Here is a 25,290-nt window from a genome sequence, read left to right as displayed (position 1 = left end):
TTGTTGCATACTGTAATGCGAATTTAAATTACTTCCACAAGTTGGATATCAAATACCAAATCTTCACCTGCAAGAGGGTGATTTGCATCAAGAGTAATTTTAGTTTCATCTACGTGTACCACTTTTACAGGAGTAGGCTGTCCTTGTTGGTTTTGAATGGATAAGTCCATGCCAACCTCAGGCTTAATTTCTGCAGGCACCTGATCCAAAGGTACGTCTAACATCATGTCTTCTCTCTTCTGACCGTAAGCTTCGTCAGTAGGAATGGTTACACTTTTATCGTCGCCTACTTTCATTCCTTCTACAGCCACGTCAAATCCTTTTATCATTTTACCATCTCCCAAAACGAACTCAAGAGGCTCTCTGTCTTTAGAAGAATCGAATATTGTTCCGTCTTTAAGTTTTCCTGTGTAGTGTACCTTTACGGTATTTCCTTTAGTTGCTACAGACATAATTTATGTTTTTTTTGTTTGATGCACAAAGGTAACAGAATTATCAGGCTATTAAAAAATTAGAACTACCGAATGCAATTGTGTTCAAATTCGAAAAGAAATTGTTCACTTTCGAACATTTTTTTCTGTCAATACCCGCAAATTTTGCTATTTTGGGGTATAAATGCTTGGCATAATTTCAGCAGTTAAAACTCAAAAACAATGGAGGAGAAAAATTTAGACAAAATATTGATAGTAGATGACAATGAAGACCTGCTTTTTGCAGCCAAAATGTTATTGAAAAAACATGCCAAAGAGGTAACCATAGAAAAAGATCCAAGAAGAATTCCATTTTTGATCAACAACAACAACTTTGATGTAGTCCTTCTAGACATGAATTTTACAGAAGACACTACCTCCGGAAAGGAAGGTTTTCATTGGCTCAAAAAAATAAAGGAAATTGACCCCAAAGCTGTGGTAATCTTGATAACTGCTTTTGGTGATGTAGAAATGGCTGTACAGGCCCTTAAAGAAGGAGCGACAGATTTCATTCTAAAGCCTTGGCAAAATGAGAAATTACTTGCAACCTTATCAGCCGCCATAAAATTAAAGGAAAGTTATAACCAAGTGGACAAGCTTTCAAGCCGTCAGAAGCAGCTACAGGCAGATTTAAAAAAACCTTTTTCTGAAATTATTGGCAGTAGCGCTTCCATGAAAAATGTATTTTCAATAATTGAAAAAGTCGCCAAAACAGATGCCAATGTTTTGATTTTAGGTGAAAATGGAACAGGAAAGGAACTTATTGCACGCGCCATTCATGACCAATCTGAAAGAAATGATGAAATATTTGTAGGAGTAGACATGGGAGCCATTACAGAAAGCTTGTTTGAAAGCGAACTATTTGGACACAAGAAAGGGGCCTATACGGATGCGAAGGAAGACCGGGCAGGGAGGTTTGAGCTGGCCGACAATGGCACCTTGTTCTTGGACGAGATAGGTAATCTCAGCATGCCCTTACAATCCAAACTATTAACAGCCCTTCAAAAAAGAGAGGTAACGAGAATTGGTAGCAACAAATCATTGCCCATAGATATTCGTCTGATATGCGCAACCAATATGCCCATTCACAATATGATTATGGAAAGTACTTTCCGTCAAGACCTTTTGTATAGGATTAATACGGTGGAAATTTTTCTTCCTCCACTCAGGGACAGACAAGATGATATTCCTATATTGGCGGAACATTTTCTTAAAATCTATGCTGCCAAATACAGGAAAGAATTTAAAGGCCTGAAGCATAGCGCGCATCAATTGCTACAAAGGTACAGTTGGCCGGGAAATATTAGAGAACTACAGCATGCCATAGAAAGAGCCATAATCATGGCCGAAGGAGAGGAACTAGACAGTCGGGATTTCTTTTTTCTATCAGCAAAACCTGCTAACGAAAAAATAAGTACCAACACCTTAAATCTCGATGAAGTGGAAAAAAACATGATCCAAAAGGCAATCGACAAAAACAGTGGCAATATTTCTAAAGCAGCGAAAGAATTGGGGTTGACCAGGGCTTCCCTTTACAGAAGGTTAGAAAAATATGGATTATAAAATAGGTTTACTGGGAAGGGTTTTTGTGCTTGCACTGAGCCTTTTTTTCCTAGCATATATTATCGGCAATGATGCAGGAGTATTTGCCATCTCATTATTTATTATTTTAACTTTTGTCCAATTGATACTGCTTATCCGCTATGCTGAAAGCAGTTTTAAAAAGGTAAGACAATTCCTAGACAATATTAAGCAAAACAATTATGCCACAGTATATCCGGTGAAGTTTGATGGCACGGAAACAGATGACCTTCATATCGAGTTCAATGCCATACTTGCAAAACTTAAAGAAGATCAGCTGGAAAAAGAAGCCAACTTTCAATATTTTAGGACAGTATTTCAGCACCTTAGCATCGGGCTAATCACCTTTGAGGCAGATGGAAGTGTACAGATACTCAATACCGCCGCAAAGCGGATGCTGAACATTGATAAACTAAGCCATATTCGGGAGATTTCAGGTATCAATAAGGAATTATACCAAGCCATAGACCAATTGAGAACCGGTGGAAGTGAACTTATAAAAATTGCTCACCCGGATGGGATCATGCAATTGTCCGTATATGCTATAGAACTGGTATTGAGGGATACGAAGTTTAAATTGGTTTCCTTACAAAATATTCAAAGTGAGCTTGAGGAAAAAGAAATGGAGGCATGGCAAAACCTCATCCGAGTGCTTACCCATGAAATCATGAATTCAATTGCACCCATTTCCTCTTTGGCGGCCACCATAAGTACCGATTTAAAAGACAAGATCAACAATAAAGGACAGGTAGAACAGGATGATTTACAAGATTATCAAATGGGCATTTCCACAATAGAAAAAAGAAGTGAAGGCCTGATCAATTTTGTTAGCGATTTTAGAAGCTTGGCCCATGTGCCATTGCCAAAATTCACAGCCATAAACTTAAAAGAGCTTTTTGACAGGCTCGACATCTTGTTCCAAAACCAAAATGAAGCAAAATCCATCCAATTCATTAAAACAATTCATCCAACTAACCTGCTTTTGTTTGCTGATTGTTCCTTAATAGAACAAGTATTGATAAACCTGGTTCAGAATGCCATCCACGCCGTAGAAGAAACGCCGATTAAGAAAATTACCTTGCGGGCATTTATTGATGACAATGGCAAGATTATTATTGAGCTGGAAGATTCCGGAAAAGGAATTGAAGAAGAGGCATTGAATAAAATCTTTATTCCTTTTTTCACCACCAAACAAAAAGGTTCGGGTATTGGTCTAAGCCTTTCTAAACAAATCATGCGCCGGCACAAAGGTAACCTTCAAGTAAAATCAAAAATAGGTGAAGGCACTGTTTTTAAATTAATATTCAATGCATAATTCTACCTTTGGCATAATCACTGCTTTTCTATTTGGCATATTTCCCTTTTTAACAATTTCTTCATATAGACACTCAATCCCCCTTCCAAATTAGCATTTAAATAATAAGGGCTTCATTACCAGTTTATTTGGCATGATTAAATTGCTTCCAAAATAAAATCATTTTGGAGACAAATTTTAAAACGATTATTCTTTCTGACATCCACCTTGGAACCAAAGGATCCAAAGCCAAAGAAGTGGTCAGGTTTTTAAAGCAGCATGAGTGTGAAAACTTGATCCTAAATGGAGATATTATTGATGGATGGCAACTAAAAAAGTCAGGCAGCTGGAAGAGAAAACATACCAGGGTATTCAATAGAATCTTGAAAATGATAGATTCTAATAAAACCAAGGTCTATTATCTCCGTGGCAATCATGACGATTTTTTAGATCAGGTCCTTCCCCTTGAAATCGGTCGGCTTTCTATCCTGAAAGACATGATTTATGAGAGCAATGGCAGAAGGTATTTTATCACACATGGGGATGTCTTTGACAATATCACCACCAACCTTCGCTGGATTGCCTATTTGGGGGATATAGGTTACACCTTTTTACTGTGGCTCAATACTCAAGTTAATCTTTATCGTCGCAAAAAAGGCTTGCCTTATTTTTCCCTTTCCCAATATGTAAAATCCAAAGTTAAATCAGCTGTCACTTATATTGATGACTTTGAAAAAGAGCTATGCAAGATTGCCAAATCCAAGAATTGTGACGGGATAATCTGTGGCCATATTCACAAGGCAGAAATTAGAAATATTGATGGCATTGACTATTACAACTCCGGAGATTGGGTGGAATCTCTAAGTGCACTTGCTGAGGATCACGAAGGAAATTGGCAACTTATTTACTACAATGAACTGGATTTTAGCCAAACTGATAAAAACAAGGTGGTTAAGATGAAGGACATTACTATAAATCAGGCCAAGAACTTTTATTGAAAGCGAAAAATGAAATTTTTATTTATCGTTCAGGGTGAAGGAAGGGGGCATATGACCCAAGCTCAGGTACTAAAGGGAATTTTAGAAAAGCAGGGACACAGCATAGAAGCAGTGATTTTAGGAACTAGCCAAAGAAGAAAAGTGCCTACCTATTTTTTAAATACTTTCCATTGCCCCATTTACAGTTTTCCCAGTCCCAATTTTATCACAGATAAAGAAAATAAATCCATCCGCATCAGTGCAACAATTATTGAGAACTTGAAAAAGTCTGCACTTTTTATGCGGACACTAAAACAAATAGACCTACAGGTAAAATCCCATAAGCCGGATGGCATTATAAATTTTTATGACATTTTGGGAGGCTTGTACAACTTGATTTATAAACCAAAGACAAAATTCATTGCCATAGGACATCAGTACCTTACTTTTCATCCTGATTTCATCTTTGCCAAACAGGGGAAAATCAACAGTTATTTATTTAAGGTAAACACCTTGCTTACTTGTTACGGTGCCCAAATGAAGATTGCTTTGTCACTTTGGCAACCCTCAGTGGAAACATTAGATGCAGGACTAAAAGTTTGGCCTCCTCTAATTAAAGAAAGCATAAAAAAATCAGCAATTAAGCAAGAAGATTTTTACTTGGCCTATGTGGTTAACCCCGGCTATGCTCAAGAAATCATAGATTCTGCCAAGAAAAACCCGGAGGCAAAAATTGAAGCTTTTTGGGACAATACTGCCCTTGAGAACCCTTATCAGGCATTGCCAAACCTTACTTTTCACTTGATAAATGAACAACTGTTTTTAGAAAAAATGGCTACTTGCAAAGGTTTTCTTACGACAGCAGGATTTGAATCCATAGGTGAGGCAATGTTTCTGGGAAAACCAACCCTAATGGTTCCGGTTAAAGGACAGTATGAACAGCGATGCAATGCCCTGGATGCTGAAATGGCCGGTGCCGGCAAAGCCTCGGATACATTTGATCTATCCGTTTTGGAAGATTATATGCAAAAGCCTTCAGACAACTTTCAAAAAGACTATACTTTTAAAAACTGGCAAAACACTTTGGAGACCCACATCATTGAAATGGTGGCAGAACTATCGGGTAAAAGAAGGCTTAAGGTTTAAGTATGATGCGTAGGCTTTCTACAGCCCCCGGAATTTTTCAACAGGATTCTTTAAGTTTAGCCAAAATTGAATCATGCTAATTTAACCCAAAAATTCAACGTAAAATCATATTTAGAAAGGTTCATTTAAGCCTTATTAAAGGGCTGTTTATGATTCAATCCATAATAATATTGAATCAAATTGAAAAAAAATCAAATTGAAGCATGGAATTTTAGCATAAAGAAATCTAAATAGCTTAAATTCGCTCTTTATTAATTTGGCGAGAACTACCCATGAATATAGAGCTAAAGCGATTGAAGGAAGACCGGGAAAAAATCCGGCACTGGAAAAAATGGGGCCCTTACCTTACGGAAAGGCAATGGGGTACCGTTCGAGAAGATTATAGTCCTGATGGATCTGCCTGGGAGAATGTAACACACGATGATGCCAGAAGTAAAGCATATCGTTGGGGTGAGGAAGGCATTGGTGGTATTAGCGACAACAAACAAAAACTATGTGTTTCTTGGGCATTCTGGAACGGTCAGGATGAAATGATCAAAGAAAGACTGTTTGGGCTCACAGGAAATCAAGGAAATCACGGTGAGGATGTTAAGGAATTGTATTATTACCTGGACTCATCCCCTACGCATAGTTATATGAAAATGCTCTACAAATACCCGCAGAGCAAATTCCCTTACCAGCAAATACTGGATGAAAATCAAAGAAGAGGAAAAACAGATAGAGAGTACGAAATATTAGATACAGGAATCTTTGATAACAACGCTTATTTTGATATTTACCTAGAATATGCGAAGGAAGACATAGAGGATATTGTCTACAAAGCCACCATCCATAACCGAGGTTCGGAAGAAGCCTCTATATGGGTAATGCCTACCATATGGTTTAGAAAAACGTGGTTTACGGGAGATGAGCCATTTATGCCTACCCTCAGAAAAACCGGAAAAAACAAAATTAAAGCCTTCTCTCCAAAATCCGGGAATTATAGTTTTATTTTTCAAGATCAGCCTGAACTTAAGTTTTGTGACAATGAAACCAACCGTGAAAGGTTATACCATATTGGCAATCAAAAAAAATACCTTAAAGATGCCATCAATGATTATGTACTTCATGGAGATACTGCTCACCTGAATCCCAAAAACACCGGCACCAAGTCAGCAGCCATTTATAAACTAACAATACCTGCAGGAGGAAAATCCGAGGTGCTCTTCAGGATGCAAAAATTGCAAACTGAAAATCCCATTGAAAATGCAGAAAGTATTCTTCAAAGCCGCATAGAAGACACCAACAATTTCTACGAAAACATACAAGGAAGGGTAAAAGACGATGAAATGAAAATGATCCAGAGACAAGCCTATGCAGGTATGCTTTGGACCAAACAATTTTATTACTACAATGTAGAACGTTGGTTGGAAGGTGACCCTGGGAGGTATCAGCCACCACAAGAAAGGAAATCCGGGAGAAATAGCAATTGGCGTCACTTACAAAATTATGACATTATCTCAATGCCCGACAAATGGGAGTATCCCTGGTACGCGGCATGGGATCTGGCTTTCCATACCATTCCCCTTGCTCGTTTAGACCCGGATTTTGCCAAGGATCAGTTGCTCGTCTTGCTGAATGATTGGTACATGCATCCCAATGGGCAAATGCCGGCCTACGAATGGAATTTTAATGATGTTAACCCTCCTGTCCATGCTTGGGCTGTTCAGCGCGTCTATTCAATCGATAGAAAAAATAACGAAAACAAAGTAGGAGACCAGGAATTTCTGGAGAGAGCCTTTCATAAACTCCTTCTTAACTTCACTTGGTGGGTCAATCAAAAAGACGAAGAGGGCAAGAATATATTTGAAGGTGGGTTTTTAGGGCTTGACAATATCAGTGTTTTTGATAGAAGCCATGTAGACAAGTTTTTTGGTAAACTTGAACAGGCAGATGCCACCTCTTGGATGGCCATGTTTAGCCTTAATATGCTTAGGATTTCCTTGGATCTATGTGAATTTAATAAAGTTTATCAGCACACAGCCATTAAGTTTCTGGAACACTTCCTGAACATAGCAGGTGCCATGAGCAATATTTCTAAGGAAAATATTAGCCTTTGGGATGATGAAGACAACTTCTTTTATGATGTCCTACACCTTTCCGGAGAAGAACCTAAGCTTATGAAAGTAAAATCCATCGTGGGCATTATTCCAATGTTTGCCGTAGAACCTATTCGGGAAGAATTGTTCGATGACCTGCCGGAATTTAAAAAACGATTGAATTTTTTCTTTAAGGAAAGACCAAAATTAGCCGCACTGGTATCCAACTGGATTCATCCAGGGCGAGACAAAAGACGACTCTTTTCATTGTTGAGGGGACATCGAATGAAAAGTATCCTTAATAAAATGCTTGATGAGAAAGAGTTTTTATCTGAATATGGTATTCGCTCACTGTCCAAGGATCACCTGGAACACCCCTACTCTGTGCAAATCAATGGCAATCGATTTTCCATCAGGTATGCTCCCGGAGAATCGGAAACCTCTATGTTTGGCGGGAATAGTAATTGGCGTGGCCCCATTTGGTTCCCTATCAATTATCTGATCATTGAGTCTCTGAAAAAGTTTGACTACTACTACGGTGGAACATTCTCCATAGAATATCCAACGGGTTCAGGGAAATACATTACACTGGATTTGATCGCAAAAGAATTGTCTCTCAGATTGATCAACATCTTTATGAAAGACAAGGATGGGAATCGACCGATCTATGCAGAAAATGAAAAAATGCAGAAAGACCCTCATTTCCAAGATTTGATTCTTTTTTATGAGTATTTTCATGGGGACAATGGGCGTGGACTGGGAGCCTCCCACCAAACCGGCTGGACAGGCTTGGTGGCTGAATTGATACATAAATACCATAAAGAACAGGAATTTTACCCTAATGCTGCTACCGAATTTAGCTCCTAATAGATTAGAAGCCGGCTGTGATGAGGTAGGTAGGGGCTGCCTTTGTGGTCCTGTAACTGCCGCTGCAGTCATTCTTCCGGAAAATTATGCCAATGAATGGATCAACGACTCTAAGAAGTTGACCAAAGGAAACAGGGAAAGGCTAAACAAAGAAATCAAGGAGAATGCTTTGGCTTGGGCGATAGCTAGTGCATCTGTTGAGGAAATAGATGAAATCAATATCTTGAATGCCTCTTTCCTAGCCATGAACAGAGCGATTGATGCTTTAAAAGTCAAGCCTGAGTTTTTATTGATTGATGGCAACAGGTTTAACCCTGTCTACGATATTCCTTACCAATGTATCGTGAAGGGAGATGCCAAATATGCAAGCATAGCCGCTGCCTCCATTTTGGCAAAAACCCATAGAGACGAATTAATGGCCAAGCTAGCCCTGGAATATCCGGGTTATGGTTGGGAGAAAAATGTTGGTTATCCAACCAAAGCCCACCGCCTAGGAATACAGACATTGGGTCCTTGCCCTCACCATAGAAAATCTTTTCGCCTGCTACCAAAATAAGCCGGTATACTTATTTTATCCCAAAAGCCAATAAACTCTGTGGAATCCTATGGATGATATCTGTAGGCAATGTGCCCCTTCCATTTTTTTCTCCGGCAAGTTCTCCGGCATGCCCATGATGAAAAACACCGCATATGGCCGCATTTTTCATTGAATACCCCTGACCCAAAAAGGAGGTGATAACACCTGTAAGCACATCTCCCGAGCCACCTGTGGCCATATAAACCGTACCAGAATTGTTAAATATTTGGCTTCCATCAGGAAAAGTGAGCAGACTAAATGCTCCCTTTAAAACCAAACTACAATTATTTTTTTGGCAAAAATCTCTGGCCAAATTAATTCGCTCAAGGTGATTGTCACAAGCCTTGCCCGTTAATCTTTCAAACTCTTTTAAATGCGGTGTAAGGATAACATTCGGGTGTAATAAAGATATCCATTCTTGTTTTTCCCCTAGTATATTGATGGCATCAGCATCCAGTACAGTAGGCCCTGAATAGTTTTCCAGGACATGGTACACCAGCTTATGGGCATTCTTTCCTTTGCCCAATCCGGGGCCAAGCCCTATCGCATCTATCCCTGTAAAATCAAGGTCAGCATCAATATCCATCTCTGAGCTAGGCGGCAATACCATGGCCTCAGGGATAGTAGATTGAACAATAGCTACCCCACATCCCGGCACCTTACAAAAAACCAGACCTGAGCCTGTTCGCAATGCAGCCATGGTACTCAAACAAATGGAACCCATTTTTCCATAACTTCCTCCGGCCAAAATAATACGACCAAAATCGCCCTTATGGCTAAAGACATGGAACTTCCTATGGTAGGCAGCCATGTTCTCTCCGGAAAAAAACCAATATTTGGAAGAAAAAGGTTTAAAATGCTTTGGTTCCATCCCTATCTTTCTCACCACCAATTGCCCTACATAAGCCGCATGCTCAGGAAATAGTAAGGCCAATTTTGGAAATTGGAAGCTGACGGTATAATCCGCATGAAACACTTCCCCTTCTGCCGGAGCATCAGATGGAAGGCCTGAAGGCATGTCTACGCTGATTTTTACCCCATCCCTATTATTTAGCATTTGCACCAGGTCTTCGTACTCCCCTTCTAGGGGTCTGTTTATTCCTACACCAAAAATAGCATCGATGCAGATATCAGAAGGCTTCAATTGGCTCCAGCTGCTTACTCTTAATTTTTCCGGTAAAACCTTTAAATTTTTGGTAAAATCTACAGTCCCTTTTTCTTGATTGCCCATTACAGCAACATTTACCTGATAACCCAGACCCGACAAAATCCTTGCGATGGCTAGGCCATCACCCCCGTTATTACCTGTTCCACAATAAATATTTACTGTACTGGCTTTCTTATATTTGGCTTCAAACCAATGACAAAATTCATTGGCAGCCCTTTCCATCAACTGGTAGGAGCTAATACCCGATTCATTGATATACAATGCATCTAACTCCTTCACTTGTTTTCCTAATATTATTTTTTGCATAAAATATTATAATCAGTGATTCTTGAATCATCAACTATTAAGCCAAGCACTCCAAAGCATGTGCTAAAGGTCATTTTTTAATTTCCCTATGACTAAATCATGGAGTACATTCATTCCTTTTCCGTAAAACACCTGCTTAGAACCAGGAATCTTAGGCTCTCCTTTCGAGGGAAGCACCTCCTGCAAACCATCAGGGAAAATAAAAGCATTAAGTTAAACCTATTTAGACTTTGAAGGAATCAATTCCTGAAAGTTAAAATAATTATTGACGATGCAAAAAACCAATAAAAGCTTAAATCAGAATTGTCAGCTACCTAAAATTCAGTTGAAAATAATTAAGCCTTAGTTGGAAATATTAATTATAAACTAAGTATTTTTGCCACAAATTATTTTAACCGGGTGAATTGAAGGTTCTTGTAAGGGGAATTCCAATTTTCACTGTTTTAAACAAGACCTAAATTCATGGGTAAATCTTTTTATTTTTTTACTTGCCTTTTTTTCTTTACCTCTTTATTTGCTTTCGGACAATGTAGGATCATTAATCACAATGACCCCTATGGACTTTTGCTTACAGATGGGCTTAGCCCGGCATTCGAATTTAATATTCCGGAAGGAGTTACTGTTACCTCCGTTGAGGTTTCAATAAAAAATTATAGCCATGGACAGGAATATTTTCGCTCAAGAATTAGATCATTTAAGGATTTAAATTCAAGTCGCTTTGAATCTGATGGTATCATCGAGGTTTTAAAAACCCCAATAATAGGACCATCTGTACAAAATTTACAAATAGAAAGCGGGTTTTATGATGAGTGTGGAATCATTGGAGAATTTGTAAAATTTGACTGGGAGGTAAGCATAGAAGCAACCGGAATTAATGGAACCTTAATTAACTATTCAGGAAACTTAAAAGATAACTTGTCTAATCCTGATCCTTTAGGTAATGTTTACAATGGTACAAATACTGTCCGAGGAAGCATAGACCTAGAAAAATCTACCTGGGGTGATGAAATTGAGGCCTATCCGGATATTGATGGGGACGGGTATGGAGATGCAAATGCCTCCCCTGTTTTGATTTGCAGTGATTATTGTAATGATTTTGTCACCAATAATCTTGATTGTGATGATTATAACTCGGGAATAAATCCGGATGAAACTGAAATCCCCTACAACAATATAGATGATGACTGCAATCCGGAGACTTTAGACAATGACTTGGACAATGATGGATTTAGTACTTATACAGATTGTGATGATACTAATTCCAATATTAATCCAGGTAAAACAGAAATTACTTATAATGGTATTGATGATGATTGTGATCCCAATACTCTTGATGATGATTTGGATAAAGATGGTTATGATAAGGCGGTGGATTGTGATGACAATAATTCTGAAATCAATCCCGGTAAATCCGAAATTCCTTACAATGGAATAGATGATGATTGCAATCCTGAAACACCGGATGATGACCTAGATGGGGATGGGTTCTCAAAGGAGGAAGACTGCGACGATAACAATGCTGATATTAATCCGGACCAAACCGAAATTCCTTACAATGGAATGGATGATGATTGTGATCCTGAAACACCGGATGATGACCTAGATGGGGATGGATTCTCAAAAGAGGAAGACTGTGACGATAACAATGCCGATATTAATCCGGACCAAACCGAAATCCCTTACAATGGAATAGATGATGATTGTGATCCTGAAACATCGGATGATGACCTGGATGGGGATGGATTCTCAAAAGAGGAAGACTGTGACGATAACAATGCTGACATTAATCCGGACCAAACCGAAATCCCTTACAATGGAATGGATGATGATTGTGATCCAGAAACACCGGATGATGACCTAGATGGGGATGGATTCCCAAAGGATGAGGACTGCGACGATTCAAATCCGGACATTAACCCAAACCAAACCGAAATCCCTTACAATGGAATAGACGACGATTGCAACCCCAACACCTTAGATGATGACCTGGATGAAGATGGCTTTATTGCTGCGGAGGATTGTGGCGATAACGATCCAAATATAAACCCTGGCCAGGCTGAGATCCCGAACAATGGTATAGATGATGATTGTAATCAGGAAACCCGAGACGATGATTTGGACGGAGACGGCTTCCTCTCTGTGGAAGATTGCGATGACAATAATGCCAAGGTAAATCCTGATCAAACTGAAATTCCTTACAATGGCCTAGATGATGATTGTGATCCTGAAACACCGGATGATGACTTGGATGGAGATGGATTCTCAAAGGAGGAAGACTGCGATGATAACAATGCTGGCATTAATCCGGCCCAAACTGAAATTCCTTACAATGGCCTAGATGATGATTGTGATCCAAATACTTTAGACGACGACCTCGATGAAGATGGCTTTATCGCAGCAAATGATTGTGATGACACAAACCCAAACATAAACCCAGGCCAGACTGAAACACCCTACAATGGGATAGATGATGACTGTAACCCGGAAAGCCTAGACGATGATCTGGATGAAGATGGCTTTCTTAAAGCAAATGATTGTGATGATGAAAACCCGGAGGTCAACCCTGACCAAACAGACATTCCAAACAATGACATAGATGAAAATTGTGATGGTTCAGATTCTATTGTTACCGCTTTGGAAGACCCTACACATCCCATCAAGTTATTTCCCAACCCCACCAGCAGATTCATTGAAATTGGGGAAGAGAATGGCAACATCTATTTAATTGAACTGTTTGATACCAGAGGGGAACTTGTTCTTAGCACTACCAATTCAAGCCGGTTAGACTTGATCGGACTAACAAATGGCACCTATATTGTTAAGATCCATAAAGCATTTGGTAAATCACTTGTCAAGAAGATTATTGTGGAAAAATAAACTTAATACAAATGATTCTCCCATTATAGATAATTACGGGTTCAAGAAATCCTCCTTCCAATTGCGAGGATAAAGGTAAATGTAGGCTGTTATTTTTCTAAAGGAATCGGCATTTCTGGTGATATGGTCATGAAATTGAGATTGTATAGGCATTTTTAATCGCGCCAATACAATCATATATCCCATCATTCTGTTTGTTATCAATCAAAATGTCATGAATATGATTCGGCATAATGATACAATTGCCCATTTCCACAACGGGTAATGAAAGGGTAATTCCACCAAATTTATTCGGTTCAATTGCCCAATGGATTCAATTCCATTTTTTCATTCAAATTACTGCCCAAATTTCGCCATACACTTTAGGATCTTCCATTTAGTATTTCAAGAATCGTGATTTCCCCTAATTAACTTAAATTTAATATTAAAAAATGGCCCAAATCAACTGGTTTTCAGTCATTAATTAGAAAGTAGGTTTAAGACATAAAAACCACCAGCCATTGACTTGCTTTTATTATTAGTAATAATGATATCTTGAATATGAAAATCAACCTATACAATAATACAGCCTGCATTTTTGCACTACTCTTTGTCTTTGCTTGTTCTGAAACCAATAAACAACAGCAAAGTACATCCAAAGAACTTATCAGCAAAAAGGTCTCAGAGCTTTACCAAACAAAATCAGTAGAGGAACTCCACGCCCTTACTTATGAGGAAGCCTTTGCTTTGTTTACCGAAGATGAACTTGAGACCCTTTCAAGTGGTCACTGGACCTTTAATGTGAATGTACCTGTGGTGGTATCCGTAATAAGGAGTAAAAAGCAAGAAAGACTACCCTTTTGGCTCAAGGAAAGTGGCTTTGTGAAAACCGAAATGACCATGCATAATGAAATGATGGATTATGAAGTATGGCAAAAGAATTTTGACAAAGGCGAAATTGGACTGGGGATCAATGGCCTTGAGAATTACAGTTACCATTATTTTGTAACTGTGGCACCTCAAAATGAAAATGAGGAATTGGCCATTAGTGACATCTATCCGGAAACTGATTTTATCGGCACCATGGATGATGGGGCTTTTGTTTATGGGGACTGGGATGAACTGGTACTGTTTGAGGTACCTGAGGCATTAAAAGGCCAACAAATGCTTACGACAGTTCGTGGACGAGGAACTGAATCTCAATTGGTCAATGCATTTAGAACCACCAAATTCCCTGCTACAGAAAAAGCAGACCAAATCATGCTGACATGGAGTGGCGATCCTTCCTCAACCATGGATATTCAATGGAGAACAGCTAGCACTATAGATTCAAGCCAAGTAAGCTACCGGATAAAAGGAACAACAGAAACCCTAACCGAAAGTGCTGAAAAATACGAAATGGAAGACCTAAGGCTTGCCAATGATCGCTTTGTCAATCGCTTTACTGCTCATTTGGAAAACCTGAAAGCAAGAACAACTTATGAATACAAAATAAGTACCCAAACCAGCTGGCCGGAAACCCAGACTTTTACCACCCAATCCAATGACGACAGCTTTTCATTTATATGGTATGGCGACACCCATTTTTCTCCCATATGGGGGAAGTTGGCGAACCAGGCATTTCAAAAACATCCGGAGGCAGCTTTTCACGCCATTGCCGGTGATTTGGTAAGTGATGGTCTACATAGAGATCAATGGGATGAACTCTTCGAATACTCCAAAGATGTCATTTCACAGAGACCCTTTATGAATGTGATCGGAAACCATGACAATCGCATGGGATTAGGTGCCGAGATGTACAGGCAACTATTCAGCTATCCAACCAATGGGCCAAAGGACCTTCCTACTGAACATACTTACGCCTTTAACTATAAAAATGCCTTGTTTCTGATGATTGATGCTACCTCAAAGGACGAGCTGCAAACCCAATGGATCGAGCAGCAATTGAGTGAATCCAAGGCCACATGGAAATTTGCCATGTTCCACTTTCCACCTTACAATTGGGAGGAACCTTATCCTAACATCCAAAAAGAGTGGATCCCTTTATTTGACAAGTACCATGTTGACATGGTATTTTCCGGACACATTCATTATTATATGCGTTCCAATCCCATGAAGGATGGCAAAGTCGTTGCTGAGGCCAAGGATGGCACCATATACATGATTTCCATAGGTATTCCTAGCCCCCATAGGGGCATGGACGAAGAACCCTATGCCGAAATCAGGTACGAGCAGGGGCCATTTTATCAGGTGCTAGACATCGACGGCAACAACCTTACCTACACCGCCAAAGATTCCAGTGAGAACGTGGTTGATGAGTTGAGGTTGGTTAAGTAATTAATAGTTTATTAGATAAAACATTGGGCTAAAGCCCCGAAATATAAAAACCGCCTTTCTGGTCTAAGTTTAGCGAAGCGTAACTTGGACCTAAAATGGAGAAAGTTTCCAACTTTCGAGAAATAGGTTGGAGTTGCATTCAATGCATAAATTTAGGTGGTAAATTGCTTGGTTAAAAAATTTTGGCTAAAGCCATACAATTGGGACGCTTCTCAATAAATACATTCCCAATTCCATTAGATTTTTACATTAAACAATCCTCTCAATAGGAATGGGCTTTAGCCCATTTATTAAAGCAACAACCTATTTAACCGGCTTTAGCCGAAATTTAGAGCAGTTAGGGATTTATAGCATATCTTGCCAAATGATTAACGTCTAAAATTCTTTGGCTTCGGCAAGCTCAATCCCCCGGTAATATTACTATGCTAATAATAATGGAAATCATTAAAAAGGACCCAATCTCCCTACTATGGTAATTTTAACTGGATCTATTGAGGCTTTTTTTGAGGGCCTTGCCTTGAATCAAAAAATGTTAAAATAATAATTTGATCTTTTTTCAGCCGATAAAAAACTCTTGTTTGTTTTGTTAACTAAAATCCTCTTATTTTTTTCTCGGGTATTTCTACGGTCCCAATTTCCGGAAATTTATCAAGCAGATCGGTAAAGTCTTTTGTCTTAGTTTTAAAGGAACGCCTTGCTGTATGGCCAAAATTAAATTCAATATAAGCCAATATTTCAATGAACCTCTTTTGTGCTTTCTTAGTCCATACAACTTTCATTTAAGCTCCTTCCAAATGGCTTTATCATCAATTAGATTTGACATATCCTCAGATTCTTCGTAAGCTTGAAGCACCTCCTTTTTTTGCTCTTCAGTCAATTGTTTCCATAACAGCCCTTCTTCAGATTTTTCAGCCGTTTCTAGAAAAAAAGAAATGGCATGAAGCAACTTTTCATCTTCGATCCCATCGATTACTTTATGCAAATTCGATTTTAACTCAACTATCCCCATAATCGTCTAATTTTCAATACTAATTTAATGAATATTTTTAGAATTGTCTTTTCAATAACATAAATCACCCAGACTGGTCTAAGTTTAGCGAAGCGTAACTTAGACCTAAAATGAAGAAAGCTTTCAACTTTTGTAGGATAGGTTCATCTTGCTTTCATCCCATAAATCAAGGTGGAAAGCTATTAACCTGAAAAATTTGGCTAAAGCCATATAAACGTACAAATTATTGAGCCCCCCCTGCTAAAGCTAGGGGCTATTGAAAATTGAATCCATTTAACCCACCCTAATATCCCCCACGTTTTTTATAAACAAATCCCGCTCAATAGGAATGGGCTTTAGCCCATTTATTAAAGCGATAACCTATTTATTCGGCTTTAGCCAAAATTTAGAGCGTAAAATGTTTTCATATATAGCAACCTTAACCAATAGCTCAGGTCTCGAACACCTATGGCTTCGACAGGCTCAGCCACCGGTGCCAAATATAAAAAGTTAGGCATAAAAAAAGCCGAGATTGCTCTCGGCTAATTTGTGGGCCCACCTGGGCTCGAACCAGGGACTTTCTGATTATGAGTCAGATACTCTAACCAGCTGAGTTATAGGCCCCACTATTGTTAAGAAAATCTACTTCCTCTATTCAACCACAAATAAAAGAAAGTAATCGTCCAAGTCCAACTATTATTTCAAATTCAACTCGGCTCCCATATGAAGTTTAAAAGTCTTTTGAACCTTTTACCTTGCTTTTGGGAATGCAATGTTACATATTTGATTTTAAAATCACAACATAATTTGTAATGAAAAATTGGCAAGAAATTGAATTTTTAATTTTTGATTTAGGCAATGTTATCTATGACATTGATTACCAACGGACTTTTGAAAAAATCAATAGTCGTCTTCCGGAAAACCAACATCATTTAATTAAAGAATTTATGGTCTCCCCTATTCATTTTGATCTTGAAACAGGTAAATCAGACGAAAATACTTTTAGAAATGGGGTGAGGGATTTCTTTTCTGCAGACTGGGAAGATGCATGGATTGATGAGGTTTGGAACAGTATCTTGGTGGACATTCCTCAGGAAAGATTGGAGCTGCTAATCGAACTGAAGAAAAAATACCCTTTGTTCATGCTGAGCAATACCAATAGCATACATTTTAAGGTGGTGGAAGAAACCTTTAAACAAAAATTACCTGAAGGCACCTGGCCACAGCTTTTTGATCATATGTTCTTAAGCCAAGAAATGGGTTTGCGTAAGCCTGATGAAGCCATCTACAAAGAGGTGGTCAAAGGCATTGGCGCAGCTCCGGAAAAATGTTTGTTTTTTGATGACCTCAAAGAGAACCTTTTGGGCGCGAATAAAGTTGGCATACAAACACATCATATTGACCACCCAAAAGCATTAATCAACTTTTTCCAAAATGTATAGTACCAAAGAATATCTAAAACACGGTACCCTTTTCCTATTAACAATTGTTGCAACTACCCTAGCAGGTGGTGAATGGCTATATGGAAGGAGCGTACTCTCCTCCGAGCAACCACTTACCTGGGAATACTTTGTCCTTTCCCTGCAGTTTTCCCTTCCGTTTATAGGGATTCTATTGATTCATGAGTTGGGGCATTTGTTTACATCCATCTACCATAAAGTAAGGTCATCTTTGCCTTTTTTTATTCCTGCTTGGCTAGGCTTCTTGGGCTCCCCATCCATAGGAACCTTTGGTGCCATTATCCAAATGAAGGGATTAATTAGCAGTAGAAAGAAATTCTTCGACATAGGTGTAGCAGGCCCAATCGCGGGCTTTGTGGTAGCCTTGGCCGTCTTGTTTTACGGTTTCACAAATTTGCCGGAAGCTGATTATATCTATGAGGTTCATCCCGAATATGCAGATCCAAATTATGTATTGGGAGAAGATGAAGAGGTAATGGATTTTGAACTGGGCTATAATTTATTGTTTTGGACCATGGAGAAATCACTAGCCGATCCGGAGCGGATGCCGGCCATGTCCGAAATCATTCATTACCCTTACCTTTTTGCAGGGTATTTGGCTTTGTTTTTTACAGCTATAAACCTTTTACCCATTGGGCAATTAGATGGAGGTCATGTAGTCTTTGGCCTGTTTCCCAAAAATCACAAGATAATCTCCTTCGTGGTCTATACAGCATTTTTATTTTATGCAGGACTAGGTATCATTAGCCCTTTTGAGGACATTAATTACTTGGCATTGGCCTTGCCCCTATATGTAGGATTTCTATATATCTGCTATAGAAAATCAGACTTGTCCAATACCAACAAATGGATTATGGCACTTATGATTGCCTCCATTCAATACAGTCTGGTGAGTATTTGGCCAAATATCCAAGGCTATTCCGGTTGGCTTTTCTTTGCCTTCCTCGTAGGTCGGGTTTTAGGTATCAAGCACCCGGAAGTAATCGATGGAAGAAAATTAAATCAAAAACGAATCGTTCTGGGTTGGCTGGCCATAGTCATTTTTATCCTATGCTTTACCCCTGAACCATTCGTCTTTGAAGAATAAAATCTAGAGAAATAATTACTCCTCTTCTAATTCTCTGTAGGCCAAAATACCTCCAAGAACATTTCGGACTTTTGTAAAACCTTGGCTTTCTAAAAATTGCTTCGCATTTCCACTTCGAGCACCTGAACGACAATGCACAATGATTTCATCATTTTTGTGCATTTCTATTTCAGACAGCTTATTAGGAAGCTGGGCTAGAGGGATATTTTTAGCGCCTAGATTGTCCTCTTCATATTCATAAACTTCTCTGACATCTAAAAAAACAAACTGTTCCTCTTTGTCTAATCTTTCTTTTAATTCTTCTACTTCTATGTCTTTCATCGCTACTTATTGAACAATAATTCTTTGGGTTAAAGTCTGACCATTTTTTACCATTTTGATCAGATACATTCCTTTTTGACTTTCTGTAAAATTAAGCATTTTACCTGCTTTATCCTCTTCCTGTGGTATATTTATCAATCTCCCCTGAAAATCAAAAACTTTGATATCAGTAACTTCGCCTACCACATACAATCTTTCCGTTACCGGGTTAGGGTAAATAACCAAATCTTCATCCGGCAATTCGGTTTCTTCCACTACCGGGTCTAAACTCAAATGTGCTCGCATCATTAAATTACCTCTAACAAGCTCATTTTGCTGCCAAGCTCCCACCACATTATAAAAAATCCGGTCCCCGGAATCTCCACTTTTGTCAAGACCTACCGGCAGGTAATCGTTTGAATACTGGGTGAAACCAACAAAAAAGTGATCCTCAACAAGCACATTGGAATCCAATGCAAAATAAGAATAAGTCCCCAAGCCTGCATCGGCCGGTATCAAGACCTCTTTTTGGTACAAAGGCTCACGGCTAATGGTGTCCCACACCATCAATTCTATGGCATTGTTCCTTTGGGCAGGGTCAACAAACTGAATGCTCACTCCTGCAAGGTAAGAAGGATTGGTTAACTCAAAAGAAAGGGCCAAAATACCCCCTCTTTGATTAATCCCCGCCGCATAATCGGCCATTCCATTGTCATAAGCATAAAAATCTCGAAAGGGAATGACAATTTTACTGGTATCATTCATCCTAAAATCCACATTTGAAGACTGTCCACTTCCATCTGTCTCAATAAGGGTATCCCCTGCAATCAGGTACATAGACACCTCCACATCCATAGGCTCATCAATCGCCTCCACTAATTCTTTGACATCCAAATTGCTGCTACTGAAAGCTCTTCGCTCCAGGGCCTGTGGGACCGGGTTAAAAGGGGTGTTGGTATTGGGTTCATCCAAAAGCTCACCCGTTGCACTATTTCTTAGGCTAACAGTATACTCCATGGCCCTAAACCTATTCGCGAGATTATTAAATTCATTGCTTATTGGGCCGGTGATCTTTTCTTCGGTAATTTCAAAATAGGGTATAGCAAAATAAGGTGCAAAAGGGCTGCCGGGAATTTGGGTGATCGCCCTGTCCTCAGGAAACCTATCAATAATACTCCTATCCTTGTTCAGGTAAATATAATCCAAAATCCATGAATCGAAAGGACCGGAAATCCTTCCGGATTGTTGGAATTTGAACTGAAAAGCTTCATGCAAAAATTTATCCTCCACCGGCAATATTTCATGAACAAAGTCATCCGTAGACAAATCATCCTCTCCACTTTGGCTCCAAGCCAATTCCCAATTGCCCTCTGAATCTAAAAAATACAACTCAAGGGCATCTGAATCATCAGGCCGTTCAGCCTTACCTCCTGCTTGCCAATAAAAACTAAGGTAAGTATCTGAGGCAGCAGTCAAGTCGATTGGCTTGGAGAGCAATTGATCCCCCTCGCCTTCTTCTAATCTTGTTGAAGAATAAGGTTGCCCGGATTCATCTACCCCATCAAACACCACAACCCCTAAAGAAGGGGCTGAAATTCCTGTGGTAAAGGAAGCGTTTACTCCTTTGGCTTCCCACAATAATTCAGCGCATTCGCCGGAAGAAAAATCATCCCAAAAAGGAAGCTGAAGCACCTCTTCTGCGGTCTTGAGATGATAAGTTGATTCAACATCTTCTTGAACCGGTTGGGAAGGAATCGGAAGTTGCCGAAATTGCGCTTGACTGTTAAAACTTAAGAAAAGTCCAAACAGCATTACCCAAATCAGAACCGATCCCTTGAATTTGTTCATCTAAAAATCTATTTCTTTCGCAAGTTCAGAAACCCATACATCTACACGTTCTCCGGTTTTCATGCTTAAGCCGGAAGGGGGAAGTTGCTTAATTACCGTGCCTTTTGGAACAGTATCCGTTTCCACATAGTTGATTTCACCCATGGTAAGTCCAGAGCCCAAAATTAAAAACTCCGCTTCAAGATCATCCATTCCGATAATATTTGGCATGGTCAACACCTGATTTCCTAAGCCGTCACCTACCACCAAATCTATCTGAGATCCTTTGGGAATCTCCAAACCTTCCTTAATCTCTCTGCCTCTGTATTTTTGCTTTAATACCGCATTATGACCAATATCCGGTACATATACAATATCACCCCTTACCAAGCCAAAGTTAGATATTATTTCTTGTGCATTTTTAAGTGGTGTATTGACCAAATTAGGCATCTTGATCAAAGGTGCATTTTTTGCATTCAGGGTAACATATATTTTACGGTCCTGCTTTACTTTCGCTCCCGGTTTTGGGTTTTGTTTCAAAACTACCAATGGCTTGGCTTCAGCTACAAACCCACTATCTAAAGTGACCTCCATTATAAGGTTTCTCCCTTCTAAATAATCTTGAACTTCATCATAGTCAAACCCTTCTAAATCCGGAACAGTAACCGATTCACCATGATGGGTATAACTCGGTAAATAAATTTGGAAAAAGGTAAACAACAGCCCAAAGGTAATGGCCAATATAATCAACAGGTGGATACCTATTTTTTTAATACCTACTTTAAAATCACTCATAATTTGTCTAATGCAAGATTTGATCCAACTTTTAAGGATGTAAACCTTTTTTTCATTTGAATACTTATGCAAATTAATGCTATAATTTAAATCTTGTAAACTACAGCTGAAATTTTTCTGAAAGAACTGTCCATTCCTATTTTAAATGCATCAATGTAAAACCAATCTTTTGGTCAGAAGAAAATCCTCTCCTATGATTTTTACGATAAATAATCCGCTACTTAAATGCTCTTTTCCAAATGTATACGTTTGATTCAATGTATTGGGAAAGGTAACATCATAGGCTATTTGGCCTGATGTACTGAAGAATTGAATGGTTACATCTTCGTAATCCTGCAAGTTGAAGGTAATATTGAATACATCCTCTGCCGGATTTGGATAAATCAAAGTCTGATTTAATTCAGGAACCACAGGGTCAGGATTATCTGACAGGTACAATGAAATATTGTCTACCTGTAGCGCTCCTTCAGGATCCTCTTCGTTCTCTACTTTAAAATATATCCTTACTTTTTCCTCCCCTGCAAAGTCATTCAGGTTGACAAAACTGTGTTGGCCCGCTTCCTCCGATCCATTGGAAGTTATTTCCTTATTAAGTGTTTCACCTGTCACCTCCCACACTGTTTGTCCCGTTTGGCCTCCATTTGTGCTCACCAGAATTGAGAATAGGGACAAACCATCAGCGGAAAAACCTTCTCCTCCATAATCAAATATTAAGCCTGCCCTACTTGTCCCATCCAGAGAGAATTCAGGTGAAACCAACCAATAGCTGTTGTTGGATTCCATTCCGGACAACACGGCTTGGTTTTCTCCTGAGATAGAAACCACTTGCCAAGAAGGTAAATTATTTTCCGGATTGATACTTATCCAGTCATCAAGTTGACCGGAATCAAAATTTTGCCGCCAAGGAGCTAATATGCTTGTTTCATCCTGAATAAAATACCTGGTCATTTGATCTCCGGAATCTCCATTCTGGTCAAAATTTGGCATTGAAACCTCATAGGTCACCTGGTTTAAACCGGGATCAAATGAATTGTCTAATTCCACGGAGATGGTAGTTCCGGGAGAAAGGCTGACATCTTCTATCAAGTTTGAATCTCCTGCATCTTTATTCAAATAAAAACTGGAGATGAATAAGTTCCCATTATTGGACAAGGTCAATTTATCAGCTACCTGCCCTCCATTTACTACTGGCAAAGGCTCTTCCACTGCATCTATCTCCACTAGGTAATTTAAGTTTTCCTCAGTGCTAAGGTTGATGTTTTTAATGAAAATATTGTTTCCATATCCATTGATTGACACAAAAGCAATGCGCACATCACTTTCACCGGCGTAAGCACTGAGATTGACCAATTCTTTTCTAAACTGTTCCTCGGAATTTGGCACAAATTCATTGGAAGAAACATCTACTGTTCCAAGGGTGTTGCCCGACTTATTATAAGGAGCGGTCAAAAGGTTAAATGTATTGCCACAATCAGTGGAAACAGCAACAATAAGCGACTCACTATAGGCACTATTTGAAAAAGGTGAATAGGCCAGGTCAAATGACAACTGTGGATTTTGTAAATCGGATAGGTCAAAAACCGGACTCACCAAGTAGTCCAATTCACCCTGCCCATTGTAATCAAAGCCATTGAGCAGGAACACCTCGCTAGAGCTGCCATCAACCTGAAGATCAATTGGAGTCCAAGTATAAGATTGGTCTTCATTGATGTATTCCCAACCGGAAATTATATTGTGTCCAGGGTAGGAATAGGGCAAAACTGCAGTGGCCGGCAAATTGGTAGTTATACTTTGAAAGTTATTCGATTGATCCTCATCCTCCGCATCATTCACCAACAAAATCTCTGCTCCAAAAGTATTGCTGCTGCCACTTAAGAAAATTTCATCAAAGTCGAGTTGTGCAGATTCTCCCAAGGCAATGTTTACTTCAAAATCTTTCGTTTCTTGTTCCGCCCCATTTACCTGAATACTAGCCCTTATTTTGGTGACAGTTTCCTGTCCTGCATTTACTACTTCAATGACAGGGGTTATGGTATTGCTACACCGATAATTCGCAGGTGAAATGATCTCAGTAAGTTCAATATCAAAACTATATATTTGCGGGTCTGATAAGGCCCTGCTGCTGAGCAAGGAGGCTCTTCTAGGGCTATAAGTCAAAATTACATCCATGCGCTCCACTTGGCCTTCGGTAAAAAGGCTCATGCATCGGTCCGGTGTATAATCCATGAAATTTTCCACCATATCTCTGGAATCACAGGTAAACCTAGGGGTGGCAACACATGTATTGTTGGATTGGCTTTGCAAAGGGGTGTCGATCACATAGTCGTCTACCTCACAACCTCCATCACCCCAGGTATGTCTGAGGCCTAAAAAATGCCCCATTTCGTGAGTGGCTGTCCTTCCCCTTGAATTTTGAGAAACATTACCAATGCTTCCGAAATAATTGTAGTCAATGGCTACACCATCGGTCTCTCGGGTAACAGTGGGATTACTTAAACCTTCCAATTCGTTGGAAATAGGAAAACTGGCAAAACCTATGGTGGGTGGGGTCAGGGGCATTACCCAAATATTAACGTATTCTTCAGGTGCCCATGATGCCAGTTGACCAACCAGAGCGGCATCATTTAATCCATAGGTATCTTTTGGTCCTTCCACCCTATTGATTCCATTGGAAGGCATGCCTTGTGGATCTTGTTTGGCCATAACAAATTCAATCCCTGCACTTGAGGCAACATCTAAAAATTCAGTCGGGGTATTGGTAGTGAAATCAGAATTTTGCATTTGAAAATCCTCATTCAAAATTCTTATCTGATCTAAGATTTGCGCATCGGAGATATTTGCCCCTTCACCAATCGCTTCTCCATGGTGGATCACATGAACGACCACGGGCAACTGTCTAATTTCATCTGCAAGTGTGCGATTACCTTCACTCTCCAGCCTTAATTGCTCCCCTTTGGCCTCTACCCATCCTTCAAAATAGGCTTTGGAGCCAAAATAGCCCAGAGACTGCGCTTGCTTTTCTTCAAAAAAAACGGTGGCACATTGTTCCAATGATCTATCTTGACTGTCGATATTTGCCTCATTTTGACCGAGGGCTATATTCCCTTCCCCTATAAAAAAGAATTGCACTGATACTAAACAAAATATCAGTGCATTATAATATTTAATCATATTTT

The 25,290-nt window shown here is 39.3% G+C and carries 18 protein-coding genes and 1 tRNA gene; 10 read left to right on the top strand and 9 right to left on the bottom strand.

Translation table 11 applies throughout. The features are described 5' to 3' along the window. Nucleotides 1-23 precede the first annotated feature (23 nt). Nucleotides 24-452, bottom strand: coding sequence for a peptidylprolyl isomerase (locus Q4534_RS08155; protein WP_303612673.1), 429 nt, complete (start codon nucleotides 450-452; stop codon nucleotides 24-26). Between the two features lie 201 nt (nucleotides 453-653). Here Q4534_RS08155 and Q4534_RS08150 point away from each other — a divergent pair, with 201 nt between their 5' ends. The 6 genes from Q4534_RS08150 (at nucleotide 654) to Q4534_RS08125 (ending at nucleotide 8,969) form a co-directional block, all read left to right on the top strand. Then, entirely contained in the window at nucleotides 654-2,033 is a 1,380-nt protein-coding gene (locus Q4534_RS08150) for a sigma-54 dependent transcriptional regulator (RefSeq protein WP_303612672.1), read from the top strand. Beyond that, nucleotides 2,023-3,366 carry a PAS domain-containing sensor histidine kinase gene (locus Q4534_RS08145; protein ID WP_303612671.1) on the top strand — a complete coding sequence of 448 codons (1,344 nt, stop codon included), beginning with the start codon at nucleotides 2,023-2,025 and terminating at the stop codon, nucleotides 3,364-3,366. The genes Q4534_RS08150 and Q4534_RS08145 overlap by 11 nt, the downstream gene beginning before the upstream one ends. Nucleotides 3,367-3,530: 164 nt before the next feature. After that, entirely contained in the window at nucleotides 3,531-4,343 is an 813-nt protein-coding gene (locus Q4534_RS08140; protein ID WP_303612670.1) for a UDP-2,3-diacylglucosamine diphosphatase, read from the top strand. A 9-nt stretch (nucleotides 4,344-4,352) separates the two neighbouring features. Then, a complete protein-coding gene (locus Q4534_RS08135; RefSeq protein WP_303612669.1) occupies nucleotides 4,353-5,468 on the top strand; it encodes a glycosyltransferase family protein in 1,116 nt (371 codons plus the stop codon). A 272-nt stretch (nucleotides 5,469-5,740) separates the two neighbouring features. Further along, nucleotides 5,741-8,413, top strand: coding sequence for an MGH1-like glycoside hydrolase domain-containing protein (locus Q4534_RS08130; RefSeq protein WP_303612668.1), 2,673 nt, complete (start codon nucleotides 5,741-5,743; stop codon nucleotides 8,411-8,413). Beyond that, nucleotides 8,388-8,969, top strand: coding sequence for a ribonuclease HII (locus Q4534_RS08125; RefSeq protein ID WP_303612667.1), 582 nt, complete (start codon nucleotides 8,388-8,390; stop codon nucleotides 8,967-8,969). The genes Q4534_RS08130 and Q4534_RS08125 overlap by 26 nt, the downstream gene beginning before the upstream one ends. A 10-nt stretch (nucleotides 8,970-8,979) precedes the next feature. On the opposite strand, the gene Q4534_RS08120 is transcribed toward Q4534_RS08125, so the two are convergent. Further along, nucleotides 8,980-10,464, bottom strand: a complete 1,485-nt coding sequence (locus Q4534_RS08120; RefSeq protein WP_303612666.1) for an NAD(P)H-hydrate dehydratase — start codon at nucleotides 10,462-10,464, stop codon at nucleotides 8,980-8,982. A gap of 462 nt (nucleotides 10,465-10,926) precedes the next feature. Between Q4534_RS08120 and Q4534_RS08115 the strand changes: the two genes are divergently transcribed. Continuing rightward, entirely contained in the window at nucleotides 10,927-13,341 is a 2,415-nt protein-coding gene (locus Q4534_RS08115) for a MopE-related protein (RefSeq protein WP_303612665.1), read from the top strand. Between the two features lie 540 nt (nucleotides 13,342-13,881). Continuing rightward, the gene (locus Q4534_RS08110; RefSeq protein ID WP_303612664.1) at nucleotides 13,882-15,657 is read left to right on the top strand and encodes a metallophosphoesterase family protein; all 1,776 of its coding nucleotides are present in this window, start codon (nucleotides 13,882-13,884) and stop codon (nucleotides 15,655-15,657) included. A 590-nt stretch (nucleotides 15,658-16,247) separates the two neighbouring features. Here the strand turns inward: Q4534_RS08110 and Q4534_RS24110 are convergent. The 3 genes from Q4534_RS24110 to Q4534_RS08100 all read right to left on the bottom strand — a co-directional run bounded on the left by Q4534_RS24110 (nucleotide 16,248) and on the right by Q4534_RS08100 (nucleotide 17,269). Beyond that, complete coding sequence (locus tag Q4534_RS24110) at nucleotides 16,248-16,436, bottom strand: type II toxin-antitoxin system RelE/ParE family toxin (RefSeq protein ID WP_368509150.1); 189 nt, start codon at nucleotides 16,434-16,436, stop codon at nucleotides 16,248-16,250. Then, nucleotides 16,433-16,666: a hypothetical protein gene (locus Q4534_RS08105; RefSeq protein ID WP_303612663.1), complete on the bottom strand. Its 234-nt coding sequence runs from the start codon at nucleotides 16,664-16,666 to the stop codon at nucleotides 16,433-16,435. Before Q4534_RS08105 ends, Q4534_RS24110 begins: the two co-directional genes overlap by 4 nt. 529 nt (nucleotides 16,667-17,195) lie before the next feature. After that, nucleotides 17,196-17,269, bottom strand: a tRNA-Ile gene (locus tag Q4534_RS08100). 188 nt (nucleotides 17,270-17,457) lie between these two features. Between Q4534_RS08100 and Q4534_RS08095 the strand changes: the two genes are divergently transcribed. Then, the gene (locus Q4534_RS08095) at nucleotides 17,458-18,087 is read left to right on the top strand and encodes an HAD family phosphatase (RefSeq protein WP_303612662.1); all 630 of its coding nucleotides are present in this window, start codon (nucleotides 17,458-17,460) and stop codon (nucleotides 18,085-18,087) included. Further along, entirely contained in the window at nucleotides 18,080-19,192 is a 1,113-nt protein-coding gene (locus Q4534_RS08090) for a site-2 protease family protein (RefSeq protein WP_303612661.1), read from the top strand. Before Q4534_RS08095 ends, Q4534_RS08090 begins: the two co-directional genes overlap by 8 nt. A gap of 15 nt (nucleotides 19,193-19,207) precedes the next feature. Here Q4534_RS08090 and Q4534_RS08085 read toward each other — a convergent pair whose 3' ends face one another. The 4 genes from Q4534_RS08085 to Q4534_RS08070 all read right to left on the bottom strand — a co-directional run bounded on the left by Q4534_RS08085 (nucleotide 19,208) and on the right by Q4534_RS08070 (nucleotide 25,285). Continuing rightward, nucleotides 19,208-19,513: a rhodanese-like domain-containing protein gene (locus tag Q4534_RS08085; RefSeq protein ID WP_303612660.1), complete on the bottom strand. Its 306-nt coding sequence runs from the start codon at nucleotides 19,511-19,513 to the stop codon at nucleotides 19,208-19,210. 6 nt (nucleotides 19,514-19,519) lie between these two features. Then, complete coding sequence (locus Q4534_RS08080) at nucleotides 19,520-21,340, bottom strand: T9SS type A sorting domain-containing protein (RefSeq protein ID WP_303612659.1); 1,821 nt, start codon at nucleotides 21,338-21,340, stop codon at nucleotides 19,520-19,522. Then, nucleotides 21,341-22,114, bottom strand: a complete 774-nt coding sequence (locus Q4534_RS08075; RefSeq protein ID WP_303612658.1) for a PASTA domain-containing protein — start codon at nucleotides 22,112-22,114, stop codon at nucleotides 21,341-21,343. Between the two features lie 150 nt (nucleotides 22,115-22,264). Next, the gene (locus Q4534_RS08070; RefSeq protein ID WP_303612657.1) at nucleotides 22,265-25,285 is read right to left on the bottom strand and encodes a M43 family zinc metalloprotease; all 3,021 of its coding nucleotides are present in this window, start codon (nucleotides 25,283-25,285) and stop codon (nucleotides 22,265-22,267) included. Between the last annotated feature and the right edge of the window lie 5 nt (nucleotides 25,286-25,290).

It is taken from the genome of Cyclobacterium sp. 1_MG-2023 (genome assembly GCF_030546805.1).
In the GTDB taxonomy this organism is placed as follows: Bacteria; Bacteroidota; Bacteroidia; order Cytophagales; family Cyclobacteriaceae; genus Cyclobacterium.
The sequence above is the reverse complement of the archived record's forward strand: the minus strand, read 5'-3'. Positions and strand labels throughout refer to the sequence as shown.